The organism is Streptomyces sp. NPDC091412 (assembly GCF_044756885.1).
Classification (GTDB): domain Bacteria; phylum Actinomycetota; class Actinomycetes; order Streptomycetales; family Streptomycetaceae; genus Streptomyces.
On record NZ_JBIVTV010000005.1, the window covers coordinates 408741 to 427163 of the forward strand.

The 18423-nt window shown below is 72.0% G+C and carries 16 protein-coding genes and 1 pseudogene; 8 read left to right on the top strand and 9 right to left on the bottom strand.

Annotation, left to right across the window (positions count from 1 at the left end; genetic code table 11):
* Window positions 1-5 precede the first annotated feature (5 nt).
* Window positions 6-1190, bottom strand: a complete 1185-nt coding sequence (rodA, locus tag ACIQMV_RS16465; protein ID WP_402593535.1) for a rod shape-determining protein RodA — start codon at window positions 1188-1190, stop codon at window positions 6-8.
* Window positions 1191-1447: 257 nt separating this feature from the next.
* On the opposite strand from rodA, the gene ACIQMV_RS16470 reads away from it, so the two are divergent.
* Window positions 1448-3277, top strand: a complete 1830-nt coding sequence (locus ACIQMV_RS16470) for a phosphatidylglycerol lysyltransferase domain-containing protein (RefSeq protein WP_141356395.1) — start codon at window positions 1448-1450, stop codon at window positions 3275-3277.
* A 4-nt stretch (window positions 3278-3281) separates the two neighbouring features.
* Entirely contained in the window at window positions 3282-3692 is a 411-nt protein-coding gene (locus tag ACIQMV_RS16475) for a helix-turn-helix transcriptional regulator (RefSeq protein WP_141356397.1), read from the top strand.
* Window positions 3693-3711: 19 nt separating this feature from the next.
* Here ACIQMV_RS16475 and ACIQMV_RS16480 read toward each other — a convergent pair whose 3' ends face one another.
* The 4 genes from ACIQMV_RS16480 to ACIQMV_RS16495 all read right to left on the bottom strand — a co-directional run bounded on the left by ACIQMV_RS16480 (window position 3712) and on the right by ACIQMV_RS16495 (window position 8619).
* Window positions 3712-5094: a nitrate/sulfonate/bicarbonate ABC transporter ATP-binding protein gene (locus ACIQMV_RS16480; RefSeq protein WP_402593348.1), complete on the bottom strand. Its 1383-nt coding sequence runs from the start codon at window positions 5092-5094 to the stop codon at window positions 3712-3714.
* A gap of 61 nt (window positions 5095-5155) precedes the next feature.
* Window positions 5156-6838, bottom strand: coding sequence for an ABC transporter permease subunit (locus tag ACIQMV_RS16485; protein ID WP_401770382.1), 1683 nt, complete (start codon window positions 6836-6838; stop codon window positions 5156-5158).
* 654 nt (window positions 6839-7492) lie between these two features.
* Window positions 7493-8194, bottom strand: coding sequence for a hypothetical protein (locus ACIQMV_RS16490; protein WP_402593350.1), 702 nt, complete (start codon window positions 8192-8194; stop codon window positions 7493-7495).
* Window positions 8191-8619: an ATP-binding protein gene (locus tag ACIQMV_RS16495; protein ID WP_401770386.1), complete on the bottom strand. Its 429-nt coding sequence runs from the start codon at window positions 8617-8619 to the stop codon at window positions 8191-8193. The genes ACIQMV_RS16490 and ACIQMV_RS16495 overlap by 4 nt, the downstream gene beginning before the upstream one ends.
* Before the next feature lie 1017 nt (window positions 8620-9636).
* On the opposite strand from ACIQMV_RS16495, the gene ACIQMV_RS16500 reads away from it, so the two are divergent.
* The 4 genes from ACIQMV_RS16500 (at window position 9637) to ACIQMV_RS16515 (ending at window position 11759) form a co-directional block, all read left to right on the top strand.
* Window positions 9637-9933, top strand: a complete 297-nt coding sequence (locus ACIQMV_RS16500) for a plastocyanin/azurin family copper-binding protein (protein WP_400036342.1) — start codon at window positions 9637-9639, stop codon at window positions 9931-9933.
* Window positions 9930-10943 carry a metallophosphoesterase family protein gene (locus ACIQMV_RS16505; RefSeq protein ID WP_402593353.1) on the top strand — a complete coding sequence of 338 codons (1014 nt, stop codon included), beginning with the start codon at window positions 9930-9932 and terminating at the stop codon, window positions 10941-10943. The genes ACIQMV_RS16500 and ACIQMV_RS16505 overlap by 4 nt, the downstream gene beginning before the upstream one ends.
* Complete coding sequence (locus ACIQMV_RS16510; protein ID WP_402593355.1) at window positions 10940-11392, top strand: hypothetical protein; 453 nt, start codon at window positions 10940-10942, stop codon at window positions 11390-11392. Before ACIQMV_RS16505 ends, ACIQMV_RS16510 begins: the two co-directional genes overlap by 4 nt.
* A gap of 64 nt (window positions 11393-11456) precedes the next feature.
* Window positions 11457-11759: a hypothetical protein gene (locus tag ACIQMV_RS16515; protein ID WP_402593357.1), complete on the top strand. Its 303-nt coding sequence runs from the start codon at window positions 11457-11459 to the stop codon at window positions 11757-11759.
* 249 nt (window positions 11760-12008) lie between these two features.
* On the opposite strand, the gene ACIQMV_RS16520 is transcribed toward ACIQMV_RS16515, so the two are convergent.
* Both ACIQMV_RS16520 and ACIQMV_RS16525 read right to left on the bottom strand, forming a co-directional pair.
* Window positions 12009-12743, bottom strand: coding sequence for an ABC transporter permease (locus ACIQMV_RS16520; RefSeq protein WP_402593358.1), 735 nt, complete (start codon window positions 12741-12743; stop codon window positions 12009-12011).
* Window positions 12744-12745: 2 nt separating this feature from the next.
* A complete protein-coding gene (locus ACIQMV_RS16525; RefSeq protein WP_402593360.1) occupies window positions 12746-13687 on the bottom strand; it encodes an ABC transporter ATP-binding protein in 942 nt (313 codons plus the stop codon).
* Window positions 13688-13795: 108 nt separating this feature from the next.
* On the opposite strand from ACIQMV_RS16525, the gene ACIQMV_RS16530 reads away from it, so the two are divergent.
* Entirely contained in the window at window positions 13796-15010 is a 1215-nt protein-coding gene (locus tag ACIQMV_RS16530) for a sensor histidine kinase (protein WP_402593362.1), read from the top strand.
* Window positions 15011-15024: 14 nt separating this feature from the next.
* Window positions 15025-15687 (top strand): response regulator transcription factor, encoded by a 663-nt coding sequence (locus ACIQMV_RS16535; protein WP_225077790.1) that lies wholly within the window; start codon window positions 15025-15027, stop codon window positions 15685-15687.
* 120 nt (window positions 15688-15807) lie between these two features.
* Here ACIQMV_RS16535 and ACIQMV_RS16540 read toward each other — a convergent pair.
* Window positions 15808-15930 (bottom strand): annotated as a pseudogene (locus ACIQMV_RS16540) (ATP-binding protein); the annotation flags it as partial.
* 294 nt (window positions 15931-16224) lie between these two features.
* Window positions 16225-18408: a discoidin domain-containing protein gene (locus ACIQMV_RS16545; RefSeq protein WP_402593365.1), complete on the bottom strand. Its 2184-nt coding sequence runs from the start codon at window positions 18406-18408 to the stop codon at window positions 16225-16227.
* Between the last annotated feature and the right edge of the window lie 15 nt (window positions 18409-18423).

Sequence of the window (18423 nt, forward strand, 5' to 3'; positions counted from 1 at the left end):
TGCGGTCAGGCGGACAGCGGGCGTTGCAGACGGAGGCCCTGGAGTATGCCCACGGCGATCCAGCCGGCGAACATCGACGAGCCGCCGTAGCTGACGAACGGCAGCGGCAGTCCGGTGACCGGCATGATGCCGAGGTTCATGCCGATGTTCTCGAACGCCTGGAAGGCCAGCCAGGCCACGATGCCGATCGCGACCACCGTTCCGTACAGGTCGGGGCAGGCGCGGGCGATGCGCAGCGCACGCCACAGCACCACGCCGAGCAGGGCGATCAGCGCCCCGGCACCCAGGAAGCCCAGCTCCTCCCCCGCCACGCTGAAGACGAAGTCGGTCTGCTGCTCGGGCACGAACTGCCCGGTGGTCTGCGCTCCGTGGAACAGCCCCTGGCCCAGCAGGCCGCCGGCCCCGATGGCGATCCGGGCCTGGCTGGTGTTGTAGCCGACCCCGGACGGGTCGAGGGCGGGATCGGCGAACGCGGCGAACCGGTTGATCTGGTACTGGTCCAGCAGGTGCAGTTGCCACACCGCCACCGCACCCAGGACTCCGGCCGCGAGCAGCCCGGTGACCCAGCGCGCGGAGGCACCGGAGGCGAGCAGCACCCCGAGCACGATCACGCCGATGCCCATGAACTGCCCGAGGTCCGGCGTGAGCAGGACCAGCAGGGCGGGCACGCCGGCCACCGCCAGGGACTCCAGGACGCTGCGGCTGTCCGGGCTCGGCCGGTCACCCGTGTCCACCTTGGTGGCCAGCAGCACGGCCATGGCCAGCACGATGGCGACCTTGACGAACTCCGCCGGCTGGATGGACATCCCGCCGATCATGATCCAGCGGCGCGACCCGTTGATCGTGGCGCCCAGCGGCGTCAGCACCGCGAGGACCAGCAGGAGCGTGACGCCGTACAGGACGGGGACGAGGTCCCGGAGCCTGCGCGGGCCCAGCCACATGGTGCCGACGGCCAGGGCGATCCCGATGGCGGTGTTGATCAGATGGCGCGTCAGGAAGGCGTACGGGTCACCCTCGGTCAGCTGGGTGCGGCCGCGGGTCGCGGAGTACACCAGGAGCGCGCCGAGCACCGACAGCGCCAGCGCGGCGCCCAGCAGCGGCCAGTCCAGCCGCCGCAGCACCGAACCGAAGGCCGTGGGCGGCCGCGGTCCCGCGCGCCGGAACGCCCCCCGGACGGCCCCCGGCCCCATGAGCCCGCTCCCGACCTCCATCGCGGCTCTCCTTCGCTCTGGTTCGCTCTGGTTCGCTCTGGTTCGATCCGGTGCACTCCGGTTCGCTCCGGTTCGCTCCGGCCGCGCCCCGGCAGGCTGCCCCGGATCCCGCACGACACGGAACGCCATCATCGCCCAGTTGCGCAATCCGTTAAGTGAAGCACGCCGAAGGGTTGCGCGCTCACCGGCCCCCGCCCGTGGTCACGCCTGCTCAGCAGGCCCTACGCTGGCCTCTCGTGAAGGACTCCGTGACCACCGACGAAGGCTCCTCGCGGAATCGTCTTCGCGCCGTCTCGTACCGCCGTGTGCCCGCCGTGGCCGGTTACCTGTGCCTGCTCGTGGGCGTACTCGACGTCGCGGGGGCGATCTTCCCGCGTATGCGGCACGGGCGGGTGCACACCCTGGCCGTGGCCCTGCCCGGGGCCGTGTCCACCCTGGCCACCGCCGCCTCGCTGATCGTGGGCGTGCTGATGGTGATGCTGGCGCACGCCCTGCGGCGCCGCAAACGGCGGGCCTGGCGGGCGGTGATGATCCTGCTGCCCACGGGCGCGGCACTGCAGCTGCTGCGCTGGCACCAGCATGTGCCCGGCGTCGTCACGGTGCTGCTGTTCGTGCTGCTGCTCGTCGCCCGCCGGGAGTTCTACGCGCTGTCCGACCCGCGCACCCGGTGGCGGGCGGTGTGGAACTTCCTCCTGCTGAGCGCCTTCAGCCTCGGCGCGGGACTGCTGATCGTCGGCGCCCACCCCAGGAAGGTCGTCGCGGCCTCGCTGTCCGACCGGATCCAGCACGTCGCCTACGGTCTGATCGGCATCGAGGGACCGGTGCACTACTCCAGCGAGCGCACCAGCGACCTCGTCTACTTCTCGCTCGCCGGGCTCGGCCTGCTGACCGCGGCCACCACCCTCTACCTCGCGCTGCGCCCCTCCACCCCCGTACCCGTCCTCGGCGACGACGAGGAGCGGCGGCTGCGCGCCCTGCTGGAACGGCACGGCGAGCGGGACTCGCTGGGCTACTTCGCGCTGCGCCGCGACAAGAACGTGCTCTTCTCCCCCACCGGAAAGGCGGCGATCGCCTACCGGGTGGTGTCCGGCGTGATGCTCGCGGGCGGCGACCCGATCGGCGACGTGGAGGCCTGGCCGGGCGCCATCAAGGAGTTCATGGACACCGCCGCCCGGCACGCCTGGGTCCCCGCGGTGATGGGGTGCAGCGAGACCGGCGGCGAGGTGTGGACCCGCGAAGCCGGACTGAACGCCCTGGAGATCGGCGACGAGGCCGTCGTCGACACCGGCGCCTTCACCCTGTCCGGACGGCCGATGCGCAATGTCCGGCAGATGGTCAACCGCATCGAACGGGGCGGCTACAGCTGCCGCATCCGCCGCGTGCGCGACCTGTCCGAGCAGGAGACCGAGCAGATCCGCGCGGCGGCGGCCGCCTGGCGCGGCACCGAGGTGGAACGCGGCTTCTCCATGGCCCTCGGGCGCTTCGGCGAGGCCGGTGACGGCGACTGCGTGGTCGTCACCGCCCACAAGGAGCCGGACGCCGGCGCCCCCGCGCCCGGCGGGGACATCCGCGCGGTCCTGCACTTCGTGCCCTGGGGCCGGGACGGGATCTCCCTGGACCTGATGCGCCGCGACCGCACCGCCGACCCCGGTCTGAACGAACTCCTCATCGTCAAGGCCCTCCAGCAGGCCCCCGGTCTCGGTGTCGGCCGGGTCTCGCTGAACTTCGCGATGTTCCGCGCCGCCCTCGCCCGCGGTGAACGCCTGGGCGCCGGACCGGCCCTGCGCGCCTGGCGCGGCCTGCTGCTCTTCCTCTCCCGCTGGTTCCAGATCGAGTCGCTGTACAAGTTCAACGCCAAGTTCCAGCCCCGGTGGGAGCCGAGGTTCCTGGTCTATCCCACGGCCCGGGACCTGCTCCGCATCAGCCTGGCCGCGCTCCAGGCCGAGGCGTTCCTCAATCTGTCCTGGCCCGCACCGTGGCGGCGGAAGCCGCGGCGGCCGGAGCCCGCGCCTGCCGAGGCGGAGCCCGCCGCGTTCGAACCGCCCGGGGGACCGCCGGTACCCTAGTTGCATGGATGTGCAAGGAAAGGTGTGGGACGCCGAGGCGGCGGACCGGGCGGTGGCGGTGCTCAAGGCGGTGGCGGACCCCTCCCGCTACCGGCTGCTGTGGGCCCTCAGCCACGGTGAACAACCGGTGAGCGAGCTGGCCCGGATGCTGGACGCCCACGTGGCCGCGACGTCCCAGCACCTGGCCAGACTCCGGGCGGCCGGTCTGGTGACCACGCGCCGGGAAGGCACACGCATCTTCTACCGGGCCGCGGGAGTGCGGCCCCTGCTGGAGGCCGCGCACCTCACGGGCACCGAGGGCGGCGGCCCCGGAACCGGCGGCTCCGGTGGCGAGGAGAGCGCGCTCGCACCCCGGCGGGCCGCCGCCGCCAACCCGGTGCTCTCACGCCGCCCGGCCCTGGGCGGCACCCCGTGAGGCGGCGGCCCCGCGGTGCTCAGGCGGGGCACTGGGTGTCCGTGGGTCCGGAGGCGTCGCCGGTGTCGTCGCGGCGGTACTCCTCGGGGCCGGCGTCGTAGGCGTACAACTCGGCGTAGCGGCCCCAGTCGGTGGCCGTCTCCAACTGCTGGTCGACCTGCTCGCTGGTGTAGTGATGGGCCAGCAGATCGCGGAAGAATCCGGCCCGCGCGGTCCCGTCGGCCTTGCCGCGCACGCTGCTGGTGATCACCTTGACCAGCGGCAGCTGGATCGCGGCCCGGGCGAAGATGGTCTTCGACTCCTGGACGTCGGCCCCGGCGAACGCGGTGCCGATGTCGGTGAGCAGCAGGTCGTTGCCGCTGAACCCGGCGAAACCGAGCAGGTCCAGGGCGTCGACCTGGGGCATGACGTCGTCGACCTCGAGACCGAGGTCGTCGGCGAGACCGGCGAGATCGCAGCGCCCGCCGCGGTGCAGCACCAGCTCCGCCAGGCCCGACAGCCCGTCCACGCTCGCCTGCGGCAGCGGGGTGTTGGCCACCGTCCGCCTCTCCAGGTCGGCCGGTTCCTGGCGGCCGGGGGTACGGCCCTCCTTCTGCCGGCCGGTCATGGTGCGGTAGACACGGTCGATCATGTCCTCGAAGGCGGCGGAGTTGCGGTCGCGGGGCCGGTCCAGAGCGACCTCGAAGACCTCCCGGATGGTGCCGTAGGGGCGGGAGCCGAGCACCACGATCCGGTCGGCCATCAGGACCGCCTCCTCGATGTTGTGGGTGACCAGCACGATGGCCCTGGTGGGGAACTGGCCGGACTCCCACAGCTCCATCAGCTCGCCGCGCAGGTTCTCCGCCGTGAGCACGTCCAGGGCGGAGAAGGGCTCGTCCATCATCAGCACGTCCGGCTCGACGACCAGCGCGCGGGCGAAGCCGACGCGCTGGCGCATGCCACCCGACAGCTCCTTGGGATAGGCGGACTCGAAGCCGTCCAGGCCGATCAGGTCGATGGCCAGGCGGGCGGCCTCGGCGCGCTCCACGGGGTGCACGCCCTTGGCCTCCAGGCCGAGTTCGACGTTCTGCTGCACGGTCAGCCAGGGCAGCAGCGCGAAGGTCTGGAACACCATCGCCGTACCGGGGTTGGCGCCGGTCAGCGCGGCGCCCTTGTAGCTGACGGTGCCGGAGCTGGCCGGGACGAGTCCGGCCATACAGCGCAGCAGCGTCGACTTGCCCGAGCCGGACTTGCCCAGCAGCGCGACGACCTCACCGGCGCGGATCTCGAGGTCGATGCCGGAGAGCACGGGCAGTTCGCCGTCGGCGCCCGCGTACGACTTCGTCAGGCCGACGGTCTCCAGCAGCGGTTCGCCGTCGGCCGGGCGGGTGTTCTCGGTGGCCGGAAGGGTGTTCATCGCCATGGCAGGTCCAAGCTGTGGGGTGCGGAGTACGGATGGGGCCCGGTGTGCGGACGGGAGGGGATCACAGGGAGTACCGGGTCTCGGCCAGCCGGTACAGCGGCCGCCAGAGGAAGCGGTTGAGGCAGACCACGTAGACGCTCATCACGACCACGCCGGCGATCAGTCGGGGATGGTCGCCCTGCTCCGTGGCGCGGGCGATGTAGGCGCCCAGGCCGGTGGCGGTGAGCGTGGTGCCGCCGAAGGTGACGACCTCGGCGACGATGGAGGCGTTCCAGGCGCCGCCGGAGGCGGTGATGCCGCCGGTGACGTAGGAGGGAAAGATGCCGGGGATGATCAGCCGCCGCCAGCGCTGCCGGCCTCTCACCCCGAGGTCGTCCATGGCCTCGCGCAGGTCGGTGGGGATCGCCATGGCGCCGGCGATGGTGTTGAAGAGGATGTACCACTGGGCGCCGAGCGCCATCAGGAAGATGCCGCCGATGTCGATGCTCAGGCCGGTCCTGATGAAGAACCACACCGCCAGCGGGAAGAGGAAGTTCGCCGGGAACGAGGCCAGCACCTGCACCACCGGCTGGGCGATCCTCGTCAGCCTGGGCGAGAAACCGATCTTCACGCCGATCGGCACCCACACCACCGTGGCCACGGCGACCAGGACGGCGACGCGGGCCAGGGTGGCGAGCCCGAGCAGCAGCGGTTCGCCGAACACGCCCAGGCCCGTGTGGTCGTACAGGTAGAGGCAGAGGTCGACCAGGCCCCAGACGATCAGCCCGCCCGCCACCAGGGCGAAGGCGACATCCCCGGCGCGCTGCCTGCCCCGCTGCACCACGAGGGGCCGGTCGTCGGTGCCGAAGACGCGCCCGGCCCTGCTCAGCGCCCGGCCGGCCGGGCGCAGCAGGCGGCCGGCGAGCCGGGGCCAGTCGGAGCGGCGCAGGAAGTCCAGGACGACCGACCGCTGGACCTCGCCGGCCTCGGACTGCTCGATCTTGAACTTCTCCGCCCAGGCGGTCAGCGGCCGCCAGAACAGGAAGTTCACCCCGATCACCATGACCGCCATGGTGAGGATGGCGCAGCCGACCTTGGTCAGGTCGCCGTCGGCGATCGCGGCCCCGGCGTAGGAGCCGACCCCGGGCAGGGCGTAGTCGGTGTGGCCGAGGGTGACCGCCTCGGAGGCGACGAGGAAGAACCAGCCGCCGCCGAAGCTCATCATGCCGTTCCAGACCAGGCCGATCATCCCGGCGGGCAGCTCCACCTTCCAGAACCGCATCCACCGGGTGAAGCCGAACGACCGTGACAGCTCGTCCAGTTCGCGCGGCAGCGAGGTGAGGGAGTGGTAGAAGCCGAACGTCATGTTCCACGCCTGGGAGGTGAAGATGGCGAAGATCGCCGCACACTCCAGGCCGAGCATCGAGCCCGGGAACAGGGCGACGAACCCGGTCACCGCCACCGTCAGGAACGCCAGCACCGGCACGGACTGAAGGATGTCCAGCGCCGGGATCAGGATCCGTTCCAGACGGCGGCTCTTGGCGGCGGCGTAGGCGTAGCCGAAGGTGAAGGCCGTGGACAGGGCCAGGGCGACGAACATGCGCAGCAGCGAGCGGGCGGCGTCGTAGGGCAGCTGACCGACACCGGTGTCCACCTGCGCGGACTGGCTGGTGGAGAACGAGAGCGTGATCCCTTTCCCCACCCGCAGGGTGACGTACAGCAGTACCACCACCGCGGCGGCGACGACCAGGTCCACCCAGGTCATCCGGGTAAGACCGCCGGCGAACCGAGCGGGGAACGAGGCCCGCGACCGCGTGGCGGGCGCACTCGTCCGGAACGACATCACAGGCACCTCCAACCGCGCTCCGCCCGGACTGCGGCACATGGACGCCCTGGTGCGAGCGCACCGCGAGGCGGCGGCACTCGCACCAGGGCAGGCATGACAGGGTACGGCGAGAAAGCGGCGAAAAGAGAAGAAGGAGAGAAGAGGGGAAGAAGAAGGAAGAAAGAGAAGAGGAAGAAGAAAGCGGACGACCGGGGCGGCGGTCAGAGACTGCCGGAGAGGCCGCTCGGACTGGGTGGGTCGATGTCCACGAGTGCCTCCGTTCAGCCATGCGGTTCCGTCGGGGAGCACGGGCCTCGCGCACGGCGCGACAGGCGGGTGCCGACAGGTAGTGTGCCGCTTATTGCATCGATACGCAAATAGTGCGGTCCTGGCGGATGCCCTCGCCGCACACCCTCGCCGGGCCGGTCATGTCCACCAGCCGCGAGATCGGCACGGGCACCTGCGCGCTACCGGCCGGTCGCCAGGATCCCGATCGCCACCAGGATCGTCGAGCCGGCGCTCGGCCACGGGCCCCGCCAACGGCGCCCCCACGGCTCGACCTCGCGCCGCCTCTCGCTGTCACATCGGGCCGGTTCAGGTGCCGGGCCGCCCCGCGGATGCCCAGGCGGCGTATTCCTGGCGGACGTAGCGGCGGCGGCCGGGTCCGAGCGTGATCGCGTCGGGCTGATGCGGCCCGGCCACCAGGTCGGGTCGGCGGCGATCGTGCCGCAGGAGCTGTTCGGCGGTTTGCGCGGCGGCGCCGACCGGGCCGAGGTCGGGGCTCTCCAGGGCCATACGGTCCATGAGGGCAGCCCGGCGCAGCAGCCGGGCGCGTTCGGCGACCGCGGCGTCGACCGGCGGGCCGGTGACGGTCCTGGCCTGGCGGCCGTCGCGCTCGGCCCCGAGGGCAAGCACCTGGTGCATTTCGCGTCGCAGGTCGGGCGCGTTCGCGTACGCCTCGTGCGGGGGCGGGGCGTCGATGCCCTCGCCGGTGTTCGGGGCGACATCCTCCTCCGATACACCGCGGCGGGCGCCGCAGCGTGCACACGGCACCGTGCCGTGGTCCAGGTCACCGTGATCGAGGGCCGGTGGGTTCGCCGGGGACCGTACGGGCCCCCGGGCCGGGGCCGGACAGTCGTCGACGGGGCACGGCTCGTGGGTCGCGAAGGCCCACTCGCGGAGGCCCTCGGGTGACCCTGCGCCGCGGCGGCCCCCGGTGACCGGCAGCCGACGCATCACCTCGGCGCCCGGCCCGGCGAAGGGCGGCGGCTCGCACGTGAACTCGGGACCGGTCATGCCGAGCACCTCAGGCAGGCGCGGACTTCGCGTCCGCCGCGCGTCTGGTGGACCTCGGTCGACTGGGCGAGGTACTGGACGATGCCGGTGCCGCGGCCGTGCTCGTCCGGGGCGATGTCGGGACGACGGCGCTCCACGGCCGTTCCGGAGTCACTGACCACGATGTGCAGGGTGCCGTGGTCGAGGACGAGCCGCAGGGTCATGCGCTCGCGGCCGTACTGGGCGGCGTTGGCTGCGAGTTCGTCGACGATGAGAACGGCGGAGTCCCGCTCGCTCTCCGGGACGCACCAGGTCTCCAGCAGATCGGCCGCGAAGTGACGGGCGGCGGAGACGTGTGCCTCCTGCGCGGGCAGGGCGAGCAGCGCCTCGTGGCGGCAACGCCGGGAGACCGGTGGGCTCAGGCGGGGGGAATCGGTGACGAACATGGTCTTCTGACTCTTCTGTGCATGTGCGGAGACCGGAATCCGGAGACCGTCGACGCGATCGAGGGGCGGCCGGTGTGCCGGATCCTGCATCGGGGCGTTCACTCAGTTCCACGGCCGGCGCCCGCCGAACGGTTCGAGCGATTCGCGCCTTTCGCTCCCTGGCCGTTGGGCGACCGGCGACCGGGAGCGTGCACGCCCCGGCTGCGCACTCACGTGTCACGTCGGCCAAGGACCGGCATCCTTCGCAGGAACCGACGGCGAGGGCGACGAAGCGGTGACGCCGGTGGCGGGATCGCGCCCGGAGAAGGTGCGCGACGGAGCCGACATGGCCGCTCCGGGCGGCGTGGCCTTTCCGCGGAGCGATCCGGATCGGCCCTTGGGCCACGCTTTCGGGAGCTCAGGGGCATAGAACGATCACTGCTCATATGCATCGCCTCACCTTGTGACGCACCGCACAGAGTGGCGACCCTCCGTAAGCGCCGCCAGGGCCGCGCGCGCGCGCCGGAACGCCGGAGGGACGGTCGATCTGCGGCGACCCGAAGAAAGTGCCGCGAAAAGTGCGTATCGACCGAACCGCACCACCCCCGTCGCCCGTGAAGTCAGACAAAGGCCGACATACGCGACACCTGTCGCCCACCCCCCAAGCCGTTCTCGGCTCGGGGACGGGGAACTGCCCTCTGCCACCCGCGACTTCGCTTCGCTTGCGCGCACTCGGCAGACGCAGTCCCCATCTCAACCTGATCGTGAGGAACGAACAGCATGTACCCGCACCTTCGTACACCAGGCCGGCGATCACGCGCTGCGGCTGGGCTTGCCGTCGCCACCGTCGCCACCGTCGGCGCGCTGGGGCTCCTGAGCGCATGCGGCCAGTCGTCGCACTCCTCGTCCACCCACGCCGGTGCCATCACACCGGGACAGGGTCAGCACCAGACGGCCGGCATGCCCGGTGCCTCCGGACCGGGACACGCGGCGGGCTCCGCTCCCGGCGCCTCCCCCATGCCCAGCATGACCATGCCCATGAGCCCTCCGAGCACCAGTAAGCCGACCGCGCCGGTGGCCGGGAACGCCGTGGCGATCAAGAACTTCGCATTCGCCCCGGCCACGCTGAAGGTCAAAGCGGGCACCACGGTGACCTGGACCAACCAGGACACCGACGCCCACACCGTCACCAGCGCCGGATCGGGCGGCCCGCTGCATTCGGCCGCCCTGGCCACTCACGCCACGTACAGCCACCGGTTCACACAGCCCGGCACCTACCACTACCTCTGCACCATCCATCCGTTCATGACCGCCACCGTGGAGGTGACCCGATGACCGAGTACCACGACCCTCACCAGGGATCACCGCTCGGTGGCAACGAACCGCACGTACCCCAACACGGCATGTCCCGGCGCCAACTCCTCCGGCACGCGGGGTGGTTCGGCGGGGCTGTGGTGCTGACCGTGGCCGGCGGAGAAGTGATCAGCCACATCGCCGACAGCCGCGGCACCGCCGGGACCACCGCCGGAACCGCGGCTGCGGGAGCCGACACGACGACGAGCGGCGCACTGCGGTTCGTGCAGGTCTCCGACAGCCACATCGGCTTCCAGGGGCCGGCGAACATGGACGTGGCCGGCTCTTTCTCCGAAGCGATCCGCCAGGTCAACTCATTGGGTTTCCGGCCCGACTTCGTCATGCACAGTGGCGATCTGACCCACCTGTCCACGTCCTCGCAGTTCGACCAGGTCAGGCAGATGATGACGGGGATGCGGACCGACCGCGTCTTCACCGTGCCCGGCGAGCACGACTCCATAGGCGACGCGGGACGCGCCTACCGGCGGACCTTCGGCAAGGGCACGCTCGGCGACGGCTGGTACAGCTTCGACACCCACGGCGTGCACTTCATCGCGCTGGTCAACACCCTGAGCCTGGAGAAGCTCGGTCATCTCGGCAACGAGCAGATCGAGTTCGTCCGCAGGGACCTCGCGGGACTGCCGCCGGACACACCCATCGTGGTCTTCAGCCACATCCCCCTGTTCGCCATGTACCCGCAGTGGGGCTGGAGCACGGACGACGCCTTGCGCGTCATCGCGCTCCTGCGCCGCTTCTCCTCCGTGACCTGTCTCAACGGGCATGTCCACCAGCTGTTCACCAAGACGGACGGCAACATCACCTTCCACTCCGCCACCACCACGGCCTATCCGCTGCCCAAGCCCGGCCGGGCCCCCGCCCCGACTCCGCAGGTCGTACCCGCCCGGCAGCTCAAGGACGCACTCGGCATCCGCACCGTGGGCTACCGGCAGGGCGACCGGAACCTGGCGATCAAGGACGAGAGGCTGGCATGACCCTCGGAAGGCTCCTCGCCCCTGCCCTGCGTGTCGCGATCGCCGCCACGCTCGCCGGGAGCGGATACATCCACGCCCGCCTCTACATCGACGAGTACCGCTTCATCCACGTCGTGGGCCCCCTGTTCCTGCTCCAGGCGAGCGTCTCCTTCGCGGTCGCCGCGCTGCTGCTGATCGGGATGCCACCGCTGCTCAGGCTCGCCGCCGCAGGTGTGGCGCTGGGCGCCCTCGGCGGCTTCGCCGCCTCCCGCACCGTGGGCGTCTTCGGATTCACCGAACACGGCCTGCAGCCCTCTCCACAGGCCCTGCTCAGCATCCTGGCCGAAACCGCCACGCTGCTGCTCCTCGCCATCCGGCAGGCAACCGTGACCAGGCAACACCACGCTGCCCGGCCTCCGCTCGGGGCACCCGCCTGGGACTGGGGTACCACCCGCACACCGCCCAGGTGACCACCGCGAAGCCGCCCGGAATGCCGAACCCTGGGCGTTCCCGGAACCAAGGAGTATCCACCCCATGCCACCGCAACCGCGCCCCGCAACCGCCGGGCCGAGTCCGCGCCTGCGTGAACTGAGGGACACCGTGCGCGCCGTGCTCGGCCTGGACGACGACACCGCCGTCATCATCCGCCAATTCACGTACACCGAACCCGGCCACCCACCGCTGGAAACCGTCGTCAGCGTCCTGCCCATGGACGGCGAGGCCCACCGCTGGACACTCCACCGCCCCGCCGACCGCATCACCGAGCACCACCTTCGGGCCGCCCTGCTCCACCACCGGCCGAACCGACCGGAACCGTGCTGCCGCCCCGCCGTGTGAGGTCGGGCGGTGTCACGGCGGGCAGGAAGGCGGTCGCGGCGAAGTGGCGGCGCTGGACATCCCAGCGGCGGCTGACCGGCCCCAACGCCGTGCCCGGCTTCGCGAACCCGCGCAGACGGCGGCTCCTCCGCAAGCTCGGGTGCTCCACCGCCCGCATCACGAGCCTCGTCCGAGCCGCCCTCTGCCTGTGTCTGGCCGGCTCGGACCCAGGTGGGGAAAGGCTGCGGCCGGGGGCCCCGGGCCCGGGTGTCACGCGTCGCGCCGGCGCACCGCCCACCAGCCGGCCAGCAGCGCGGCCGCCGCCCACAGCGCTGTCACCGCGAGCCCCGTCCAGGGGCCGAGGCCGCCCGCCGCCTCTTGGTGCAGGACCTGCTGTCCGGCCCGGTCCGGCAGATAGCGGGACGCGCCCTCGGCGACGTCCCCGATCACGAAGGACACGATCAGGATGAACGGGATGAGCAGGCTGAGCACAGCGACGGCGCTGCGCAGCAGCAAGGTGAGTCCCGCCGCGAACAGGGCCATCAGGGCGAGGTAGATCCCGGCGCCGACGCAGGCCCGCAGCGCCCCCGGCGTGCCGAGGCCGATGGCGTACTCCCCCAGGAACGCCTGGCCCACGAAGAAGGTGGTGAATCCGGTCGCGAGCCCCACAGCGAGGGCGGCGGCACCCACGACCGCCGTCTTGGCCGCGCAGAACAGGCCCCGGCGCGGCACGGCCGACAGGGAGATCCGCAGGGCCCCACTCGCGTACTCGGACGAGACGGCGGTGGCCCCGAACGCGATGGCGGCGATCTGCGCGAAGTTGATCGCGTAGAAGGCTCCGAAGAGCAGGTCCTCGCCGCCCATCGCCTCCGCTTGGCCCACGGTGGAGTAGACGAGCAGGGTGATGGCCAGGGTGGCGGCGAAGACCGCGACGAGCGAGCCGAAGCTCGCCCGGACCGACCTGATCTTGATCCACTCGGAGTGGAGAACGGCGGTGACGGACATGGTCACACCTCCTGCGGGGTGGTCGGGGACGCGGCGGCCGCGGCGGCGAACTCGGCCTCGCCGGTCGTGAGGGCGAGATAGGCCTGCTCCAGGGAGGCCCGTTCGTCGCTGAGTTCGAGAACCGGGATGCCTTCGCGGGCGGCGACGGCTCCGACCTGCTCGGCTCTGGCGCCGTCGACCACCAGCGGGCCTCCGTCGCCCTCCGCCACCGTGTATCCCTCGGCCAGCAGCACGGCCCGCAGCCGGGCGGGCGCGCCGGCACGCACCCGGACGCGCGGGTGGCTGTGCTGTTCGATGAAGTCCTCCATGGGGGTGTCGGCGAGGAGCCGGCCCCGGCCGAGCACGACGAGATGGTCGGCGAAGGCCGCGGTCTCGTTCATCAGGTGACTGGAGACCAGGACCGTGCGGCCCTCCCCAGCCAGCCGGCGCAGCAACTCGCGGATCCAGACGATCCCTTCCGGGTCGAGGCCGTTGGCGGGTTCGTCCAGCATGAGGACGGGCGGGTCCCCGAGGAGCGCGGCGGCGACGCCGAGGCGCTGGCGCATGCCGAGAGAGAAGGTGCGGATGCGGCGGCCGGCCACGGAGGCGAGACCGGTCTCCTGGAGCACCTCGTCCACGCGGCGGGCCGGGATGCGGTTGCTGACGGCGAGGAAGCGCAGCTGGTCGCGGGCGGTACGGGAACCGTGGGCCGCCTGCGCGTCCAGCAGCGCGCCGACGGTGCGCAGGGGCTCGCCCAGGGCCGTGTAGGGGCGGCCGCCCACGGTGGCGGAGCCGGCGGTGGGGCGGTCGAGGCCGAGGACGAGCCGCATGGTGGTGGACTTCCCGGCGCCGTTGGGGCCGAGGAACCCGGTGACCCGGCCCGGTTCGATGGTGCACGTCAGACGGTCGAGGGCCCGGGTGCCGCCGTACTCCTTGGTGAGGCCTCGCACGTGGATGCTGTTCATGACCTCAGCGTGGCCGCGCGGGCGGGTGCCTGACCTCCCCCGCGGGAGGAGACCGCCTCCCCCGTGCGGGGGAGCCGGCGGTCCCGCCCGCTCTGCCAGGATGACGGCATGCCTGGCCTGCTGTCGCCGCTGACGCGTGCGGTCACCTACACCCGTTGGCTCCACCTGCTGGTGGGGGCGATCGTGCCGTTCGTCTGCGCCATGGTCTACCCGGGCCTGGTCGCCCCGACGCCCGGCGACTGGGCACTGATCGCGGTCCTTCCCGTCCCGCTGGTCCTGGCCTCGGCCATGGTGCCCTCGATGCGCCGCGCGGAGGGTCTCCAGGCGCGGCTGATGCTGTTCCCCGGACCGCACGCGCGGGTGCGGAGCGACGAGGATCCGGAGGTTTCCGCAGCGCCGTCCACCTCGTGGACCGACCGTGCCAGAACGGGTGCCTGGATGGTGCTGCGCATGGAGGCGGGGCTCGCGGTCGCCCTGGTGTCGGGCCAGTTGATGGCGCTCTCGCTGTCGCTCGTCGGCGGAGCCTTCGGGGATCCCAGCGTCGCCGACCCGCTCCTGCAGGTTCCCGGGCATGGCTGGTGGTGCGCCCTCCTCGTACCGGTGCCCGTGCTGGTACTGCTCGCGGGGGCCGCGGGAGCGGGTGCTCTCATGGCCCAGGCCGCCCGCCGCCTGCTCGGGCCGTCGGTCAGGGAGCGTCTGTCGGAGCTGGAGGAGCGCACCGAGCGGCTGCTGGAACGCAACCGGATCGCGCAGGAGCTGCACGACTCCCTCGGCCACGCGCTGACGCTGGCCGTGGTCCAGGCGGGTGCCGCACGGGCGGCCGCCGACCCTGAGTTCACCGACCGGGCGCTGGAGGCCATCGAGGAGACCGGCCGGGCCGCGCTGGAGGACCTGGAACAGGTCCTGCTCATGCTGCGGGACACGGGACGGCCGGCCGGCCCCCGTCCCGCGCTCGGTGAGGCGGACCGGTTGCTGGAATCCGCGCGGTCCTCGGGCGCGCGGGTCGACGCCGAGGTGACCGGGCTGCTGGAGGACGTGCCCGGGCCCGTCTCCCGCGAGGGCTACCGGATGCTCCAGGAGGCGCTCACCAACGTGCTGCGGCACGCGGGGCCCGTCCACGTCCGCGTACGCATCGCCGTGGAACAGGCACGGCTGCGGCTGGAGGTGCGCAATCCGCTGACCGGGACGACCTCGGCGGCCGGCGCGGGTGGCGGTCGCGGGCTGCGCGGGATCCGTGAGCGGGCGGCGCTGCTCGGCGGCGAGGCCAAGGCGGGGCAGGACGACGGATGGTGGCTGGTGCGCGTCGACCTGCCGCTGCGGTGATCTACGCTGACCGGATGCCGATCACCGTTCTCCTCGTCGACGACGAACCGCTCGTACGGGCGGGCCTGCGCGCCGTGCTGGAGGCGCAGCCGGACATCGAGGTGGTGGGCGAGGCGGCCGACGGGGCCGCCGTGATCCCCCTGGTGCGGCAACTGCGCCCCGACGTCGTGGCCATGGACGTGCGGATGCCGCTGATGGACGGCATCGAGGCCACCCGCGCCGTGCTGCGCACCGTGCCGGACCCGCCGAAGATCGTGGTGGTGACGACCTTCGAGAACGACGAGTACGTGTACGGGGCGCTGCGCGCGGGCGCCGACGGCTTCCTGCTGAAGCGGGCGCGGCCGGCGGAGATCGTGCACGCGGTACGGCTGGTGGCCGCGGGGGACTCCCTGCTGTTCCCGGCGGCACTGCGGGAGTTGGCCGCCCGGTACGGCGAGGACCACGGCAACGCCGCGGCCCGGACGGCCATGGAGCGCGCCGCTCTGACCGAACGGGAGGGGCAGGTGCTGCGGCTCATGGCCCGCGGCCTGTCGAACGCGGAGATCGCCGCGCGTCTGGTGGTGGGCACCGAGACCGTCAAGTCCCATGTGAGTTCCGTGCTGGCGAAACTCGGCGCCCGCGACCGCACCCAGGCGGTCATCGCGGCGTACGAGTCCGGGTTCGTCGCGCCGGGTTGAGGCCGGGGCGGGCGGGTGGTCCCGCGCTACAGCACGTCGCGGAGCCTGGCCCTGCTCCGGGCGGCGAGGCGCGGGACGCCTGCGGTCACGGGGTCATCGGGCATCGCCTCATAGCGGCTCCGACGCCAGATCGGTGGGTCCCGGCGGCCGGCGTGCACCGCGGGTGTCGGACACCTCGATGCGCAGCAGGACGTCCGGGGTGTGCGCCAGACGCAGTTCGAAGTCCCGGCCGGGTACGCGGCCGGGCGAGGCGTGCGGAACCCGCCGACGTAATCCGGCCCCCAGGTCGTAGGACAGCGTGCGGTCCGTGGTCGCGGCCTCCGCACCGGTACCGGTCCCTGGATGAGGCGGCCCAGACTGTCGTAGGCACGCTCGCGCTTCACCCCGCCTGGCAGCGACGCGGTGACCGGGACATCCGGCCTTGTCGTGGACGGAGGTGACGTGGGGGCCAGGGTTGAGTCCGGGGCGGGTGGGTGGTCCCGGGCTTCGCCGCCTCGTGGAGCCTGCTCCGGGCGGCGAAGCGCGGGACGCCTGCGGTCACGGGGTGAGGTAGGCCTCCACTTCGCTGAACTGGCCCGCCGGCCAGCCGGTGTTGGCGCTGACGGTCAGGCGCAGCCAGCGGAGGTTGGTGTTGCCCGGCAAAGACACGGTGGCCGTGTTGCCGGTGGCCGGGTCGAAGCGGTAGCCCTGGGAGCCGGCTACGGTCGAGTAGGACGAGCCGTCGGTGCTGCCCTGCACGGTGATCGTCTGGGTGCGGGCGCCCCAGGCCGACGACGGCGGCAGCTTCAGCACCAGCCTGCGGACCGCCTGGTTCGAGCCCAGGTCGACCGTCAAGGACTGCGGGAAGGCGTTGTTGGTGGACTCCCAGTAGGTGTTGGCGTTCCCGTCCACCGCGTTGCCCGGGGTGTAGACGTCCTGGGAGCCGGTGGCGGTGGCCGGGCGGCCCTTGGCGAGGTTGCGGCCCGGGTCGGGATCGGGGTTGCCCTGGCCTGGCTTGGGCCAGGTCGAGCAGTCCGACCAGGTGGTGTTCCAGCCGGAGTTGCCGCCGCCGTCGGTCAGCGCGAAGCTGCCCGAGTTGGCCGGATAGGGGCAGTTGTAGATGCCCGCCGCGCCCACGCCGGTGGCGGTCACGCCCCGGAAGGTCGCCGCGCCCTGTGCCTCGGCCTGGACGACGACCGTGCCGGTGTTCTTCACGGTCGCGCCGTCGACGGTGACGCCCCTGACCGGGTACCCGTAACCTCCGCCCGACACGAACTCGAAGGCGCTGTACGGGCTGTCGGTGATCGTGGTGTTGGTGATGCGCACGGTGGCGTTGATGGCGCTGTCGTAGGAGTCGACGCGCAGCGCGCCCATCGGGTGGTTCCAGTTGGGGTTCATCGCGCCGGCGCGCACCAGCGTGTTGCCGTCGACGGTGATGGTGCCGGCCAGCGGCGAGAAGGGGTCGAGGAACTTCTGGTTGGAGATCGCGATGCCGCTGCCGAGGGCGTTGGTGTCGGAGATCAGGTTGTCCTTCACCGTGATGTCCGTGCCGCCGTAGATCGCGATGCCGTTGGCGAGGTTCGGCTGCGAGATGGTGTTGTTCTCGAAGCTGCTGTTGGTGTCCGGCCCGTACAGCGACCACATGGCGAGCGAGTCGTCGCCCTGGTTGCGCAGGAAGTTGTTGCGGACCTTCACGCCCTTGGCGGTGCCGTTGAGGTTGAGGCCGTCGGCGGTGGTGTCGAGGATGCGGCTGTTCTCGACGACGAGGTTGTCGTTGTTGCCGGTCAGCCACAGGCCGACCTTCAGGTGCTGGAGCCACATGCCGGAGACGGAGGAGTTCGGCCCGAGCGAGCCGTTGACGAAGTTGTCGGGGCTGGAGTCGACGCGCTCGGTGACCTCGCCGATGACCGCGAAGTCCTTGATGCGCACGTTCCCCGAGGAGCTGGACTGGTCGATGAAGCGGGAGGCGTGCACGACCGAGTACCAGCTGCCCGCGCCCTGGAGGGTGACGTTCTGGACGCCGCCGAGGGAGGACGTGAGCCGGTAGTCGCCCGGCGGGATCCACACCACGCCGCCCTGCGCCGCGGAGATGGCGTCCCGGAAGGCCTGGGTGGAGTCGCCCTGGCCGCTGGGGTCGGCGCCCCTGGAGGTGACGGAGACCGATCCGGCAGGCTGGGAGGCGGCCGCGGCCACCTGCTCGAAGTCGGCGACGTCCACGGTGACCTGGACGTTCGCGGCCTCCACGGCGACCTTGTCGCCGGGCTGGACGTTCTGCCCCAGCAGCAACCGGGCGTTGTCGTAGAAGTGGTGCGTCTTGGCGCCGGCGATCCAGCCGGTGTCGACGTAGGAGTACTTCGAGGTGACCGCGAGCGTCTTGCTCAGCTTCGTGCCGTTGACGTACACGTTGAGCGTGCCGGACTGGCCGTCGGGGACGCTGTAGGAGACGTTCACGGCGTTGGCGGCGCGCGGCACGGTGAACTCCACGCGCTGCCCCGTGGCCAGCCGGACGGCCTGGCGTCCGGAGGCCTCGGAGGCGAGGGTGCCCTGGGTGTAGTCGGGCCCGATCCTGGTCCCGTTCGTGGTCGCGGACTCGGCCTCGACCGAGGTGAAGGGGAGGGTGGCGCCCGCCGCGGCGTGGGCGGCGGGCGCGCCGAGGGTGACGAGCATGCCGGCGGCGAGGGCGACGCTCGCCCCGATGGCCGGCAGGCGCCGGGCTGATCTGGCCCTGCTGTTCGCGTGCATGTGCTGATCCCTTCG

What these genes read in the sequence shown, in the direction of transcription:
- rodA (WP_402593535.1), bottom strand. Translation starts at nt 1,190, where the DNA reads ATGGGGCCGGGGGCCGTCCGGGGGGCGTTCCGGCGCGCGGGACCGCGG.
- ACIQMV_RS16475 (WP_141356397.1), top strand. Translation starts at nt 3,282, where the DNA reads ATGGATGTGCAAGGAAAGGTGTGGGACGCCGAGGCGGCGGACCGGGCG.
- ACIQMV_RS16480 (WP_402593348.1), bottom strand. Translation starts at nt 5,094, where the DNA reads ATGGCGATGAACACCCTTCCGGCCACCGAGAACACCCGCCCGGCCGAC.
- ACIQMV_RS16485 (WP_401770382.1), bottom strand. Translation starts at nt 6,838, where the DNA reads ATGACCTGGGTGGACCTGGTCGTCGCCGCCGCGGTGGTGGTACTGCTG.
- ACIQMV_RS16490 (WP_402593350.1), bottom strand. Translation starts at nt 8,194, where the DNA reads ATGACCGGTCCCGAGTTCACGTGCGAGCCGCCGCCCTTCGCCGGGCCG.
- ACIQMV_RS16495 (WP_401770386.1), bottom strand. Translation starts at nt 8,619, where the DNA reads ATGTTCGTCACCGATTCCCCCCGCCTGAGCCCACCGGTCTCCCGGCGT.
- ACIQMV_RS16500 (WP_400036342.1), top strand. Translation starts at nt 9,637, where the DNA reads ATGAGCCCTCCGAGCACCAGTAAGCCGACCGCGCCGGTGGCCGGGAAC.
- ACIQMV_RS16505 (WP_402593353.1), top strand. Translation starts at nt 9,930, where the DNA reads ATGACCGAGTACCACGACCCTCACCAGGGATCACCGCTCGGTGGCAAC.
- ACIQMV_RS16510 (WP_402593355.1), top strand. Translation starts at nt 10,940, where the DNA reads ATGACCCTCGGAAGGCTCCTCGCCCCTGCCCTGCGTGTCGCGATCGCC.
- ACIQMV_RS16515 (WP_402593357.1), top strand. Translation starts at nt 11,457, where the DNA reads ATGCCACCGCAACCGCGCCCCGCAACCGCCGGGCCGAGTCCGCGCCTG.
- ACIQMV_RS16520 (WP_402593358.1), bottom strand. Translation starts at nt 12,743, where the DNA reads ATGTCCGTCACCGCCGTTCTCCACTCCGAGTGGATCAAGATCAGGTCG.
- ACIQMV_RS16525 (WP_402593360.1), bottom strand. Translation starts at nt 13,687, where the DNA reads ATGAACAGCATCCACGTGCGAGGCCTCACCAAGGAGTACGGCGGCACC.
- ACIQMV_RS16530 (WP_402593362.1), top strand. Translation starts at nt 13,796, where the DNA reads ATGCCTGGCCTGCTGTCGCCGCTGACGCGTGCGGTCACCTACACCCGT.
- ACIQMV_RS16535 (WP_225077790.1), top strand. Translation starts at nt 15,025, where the DNA reads ATGCCGATCACCGTTCTCCTCGTCGACGACGAACCGCTCGTACGGGCG.
- ACIQMV_RS16545 (WP_402593365.1), bottom strand. Translation starts at nt 18,408, where the DNA reads ATGCACGCGAACAGCAGGGCCAGATCAGCCCGGCGCCTGCCGGCCATC.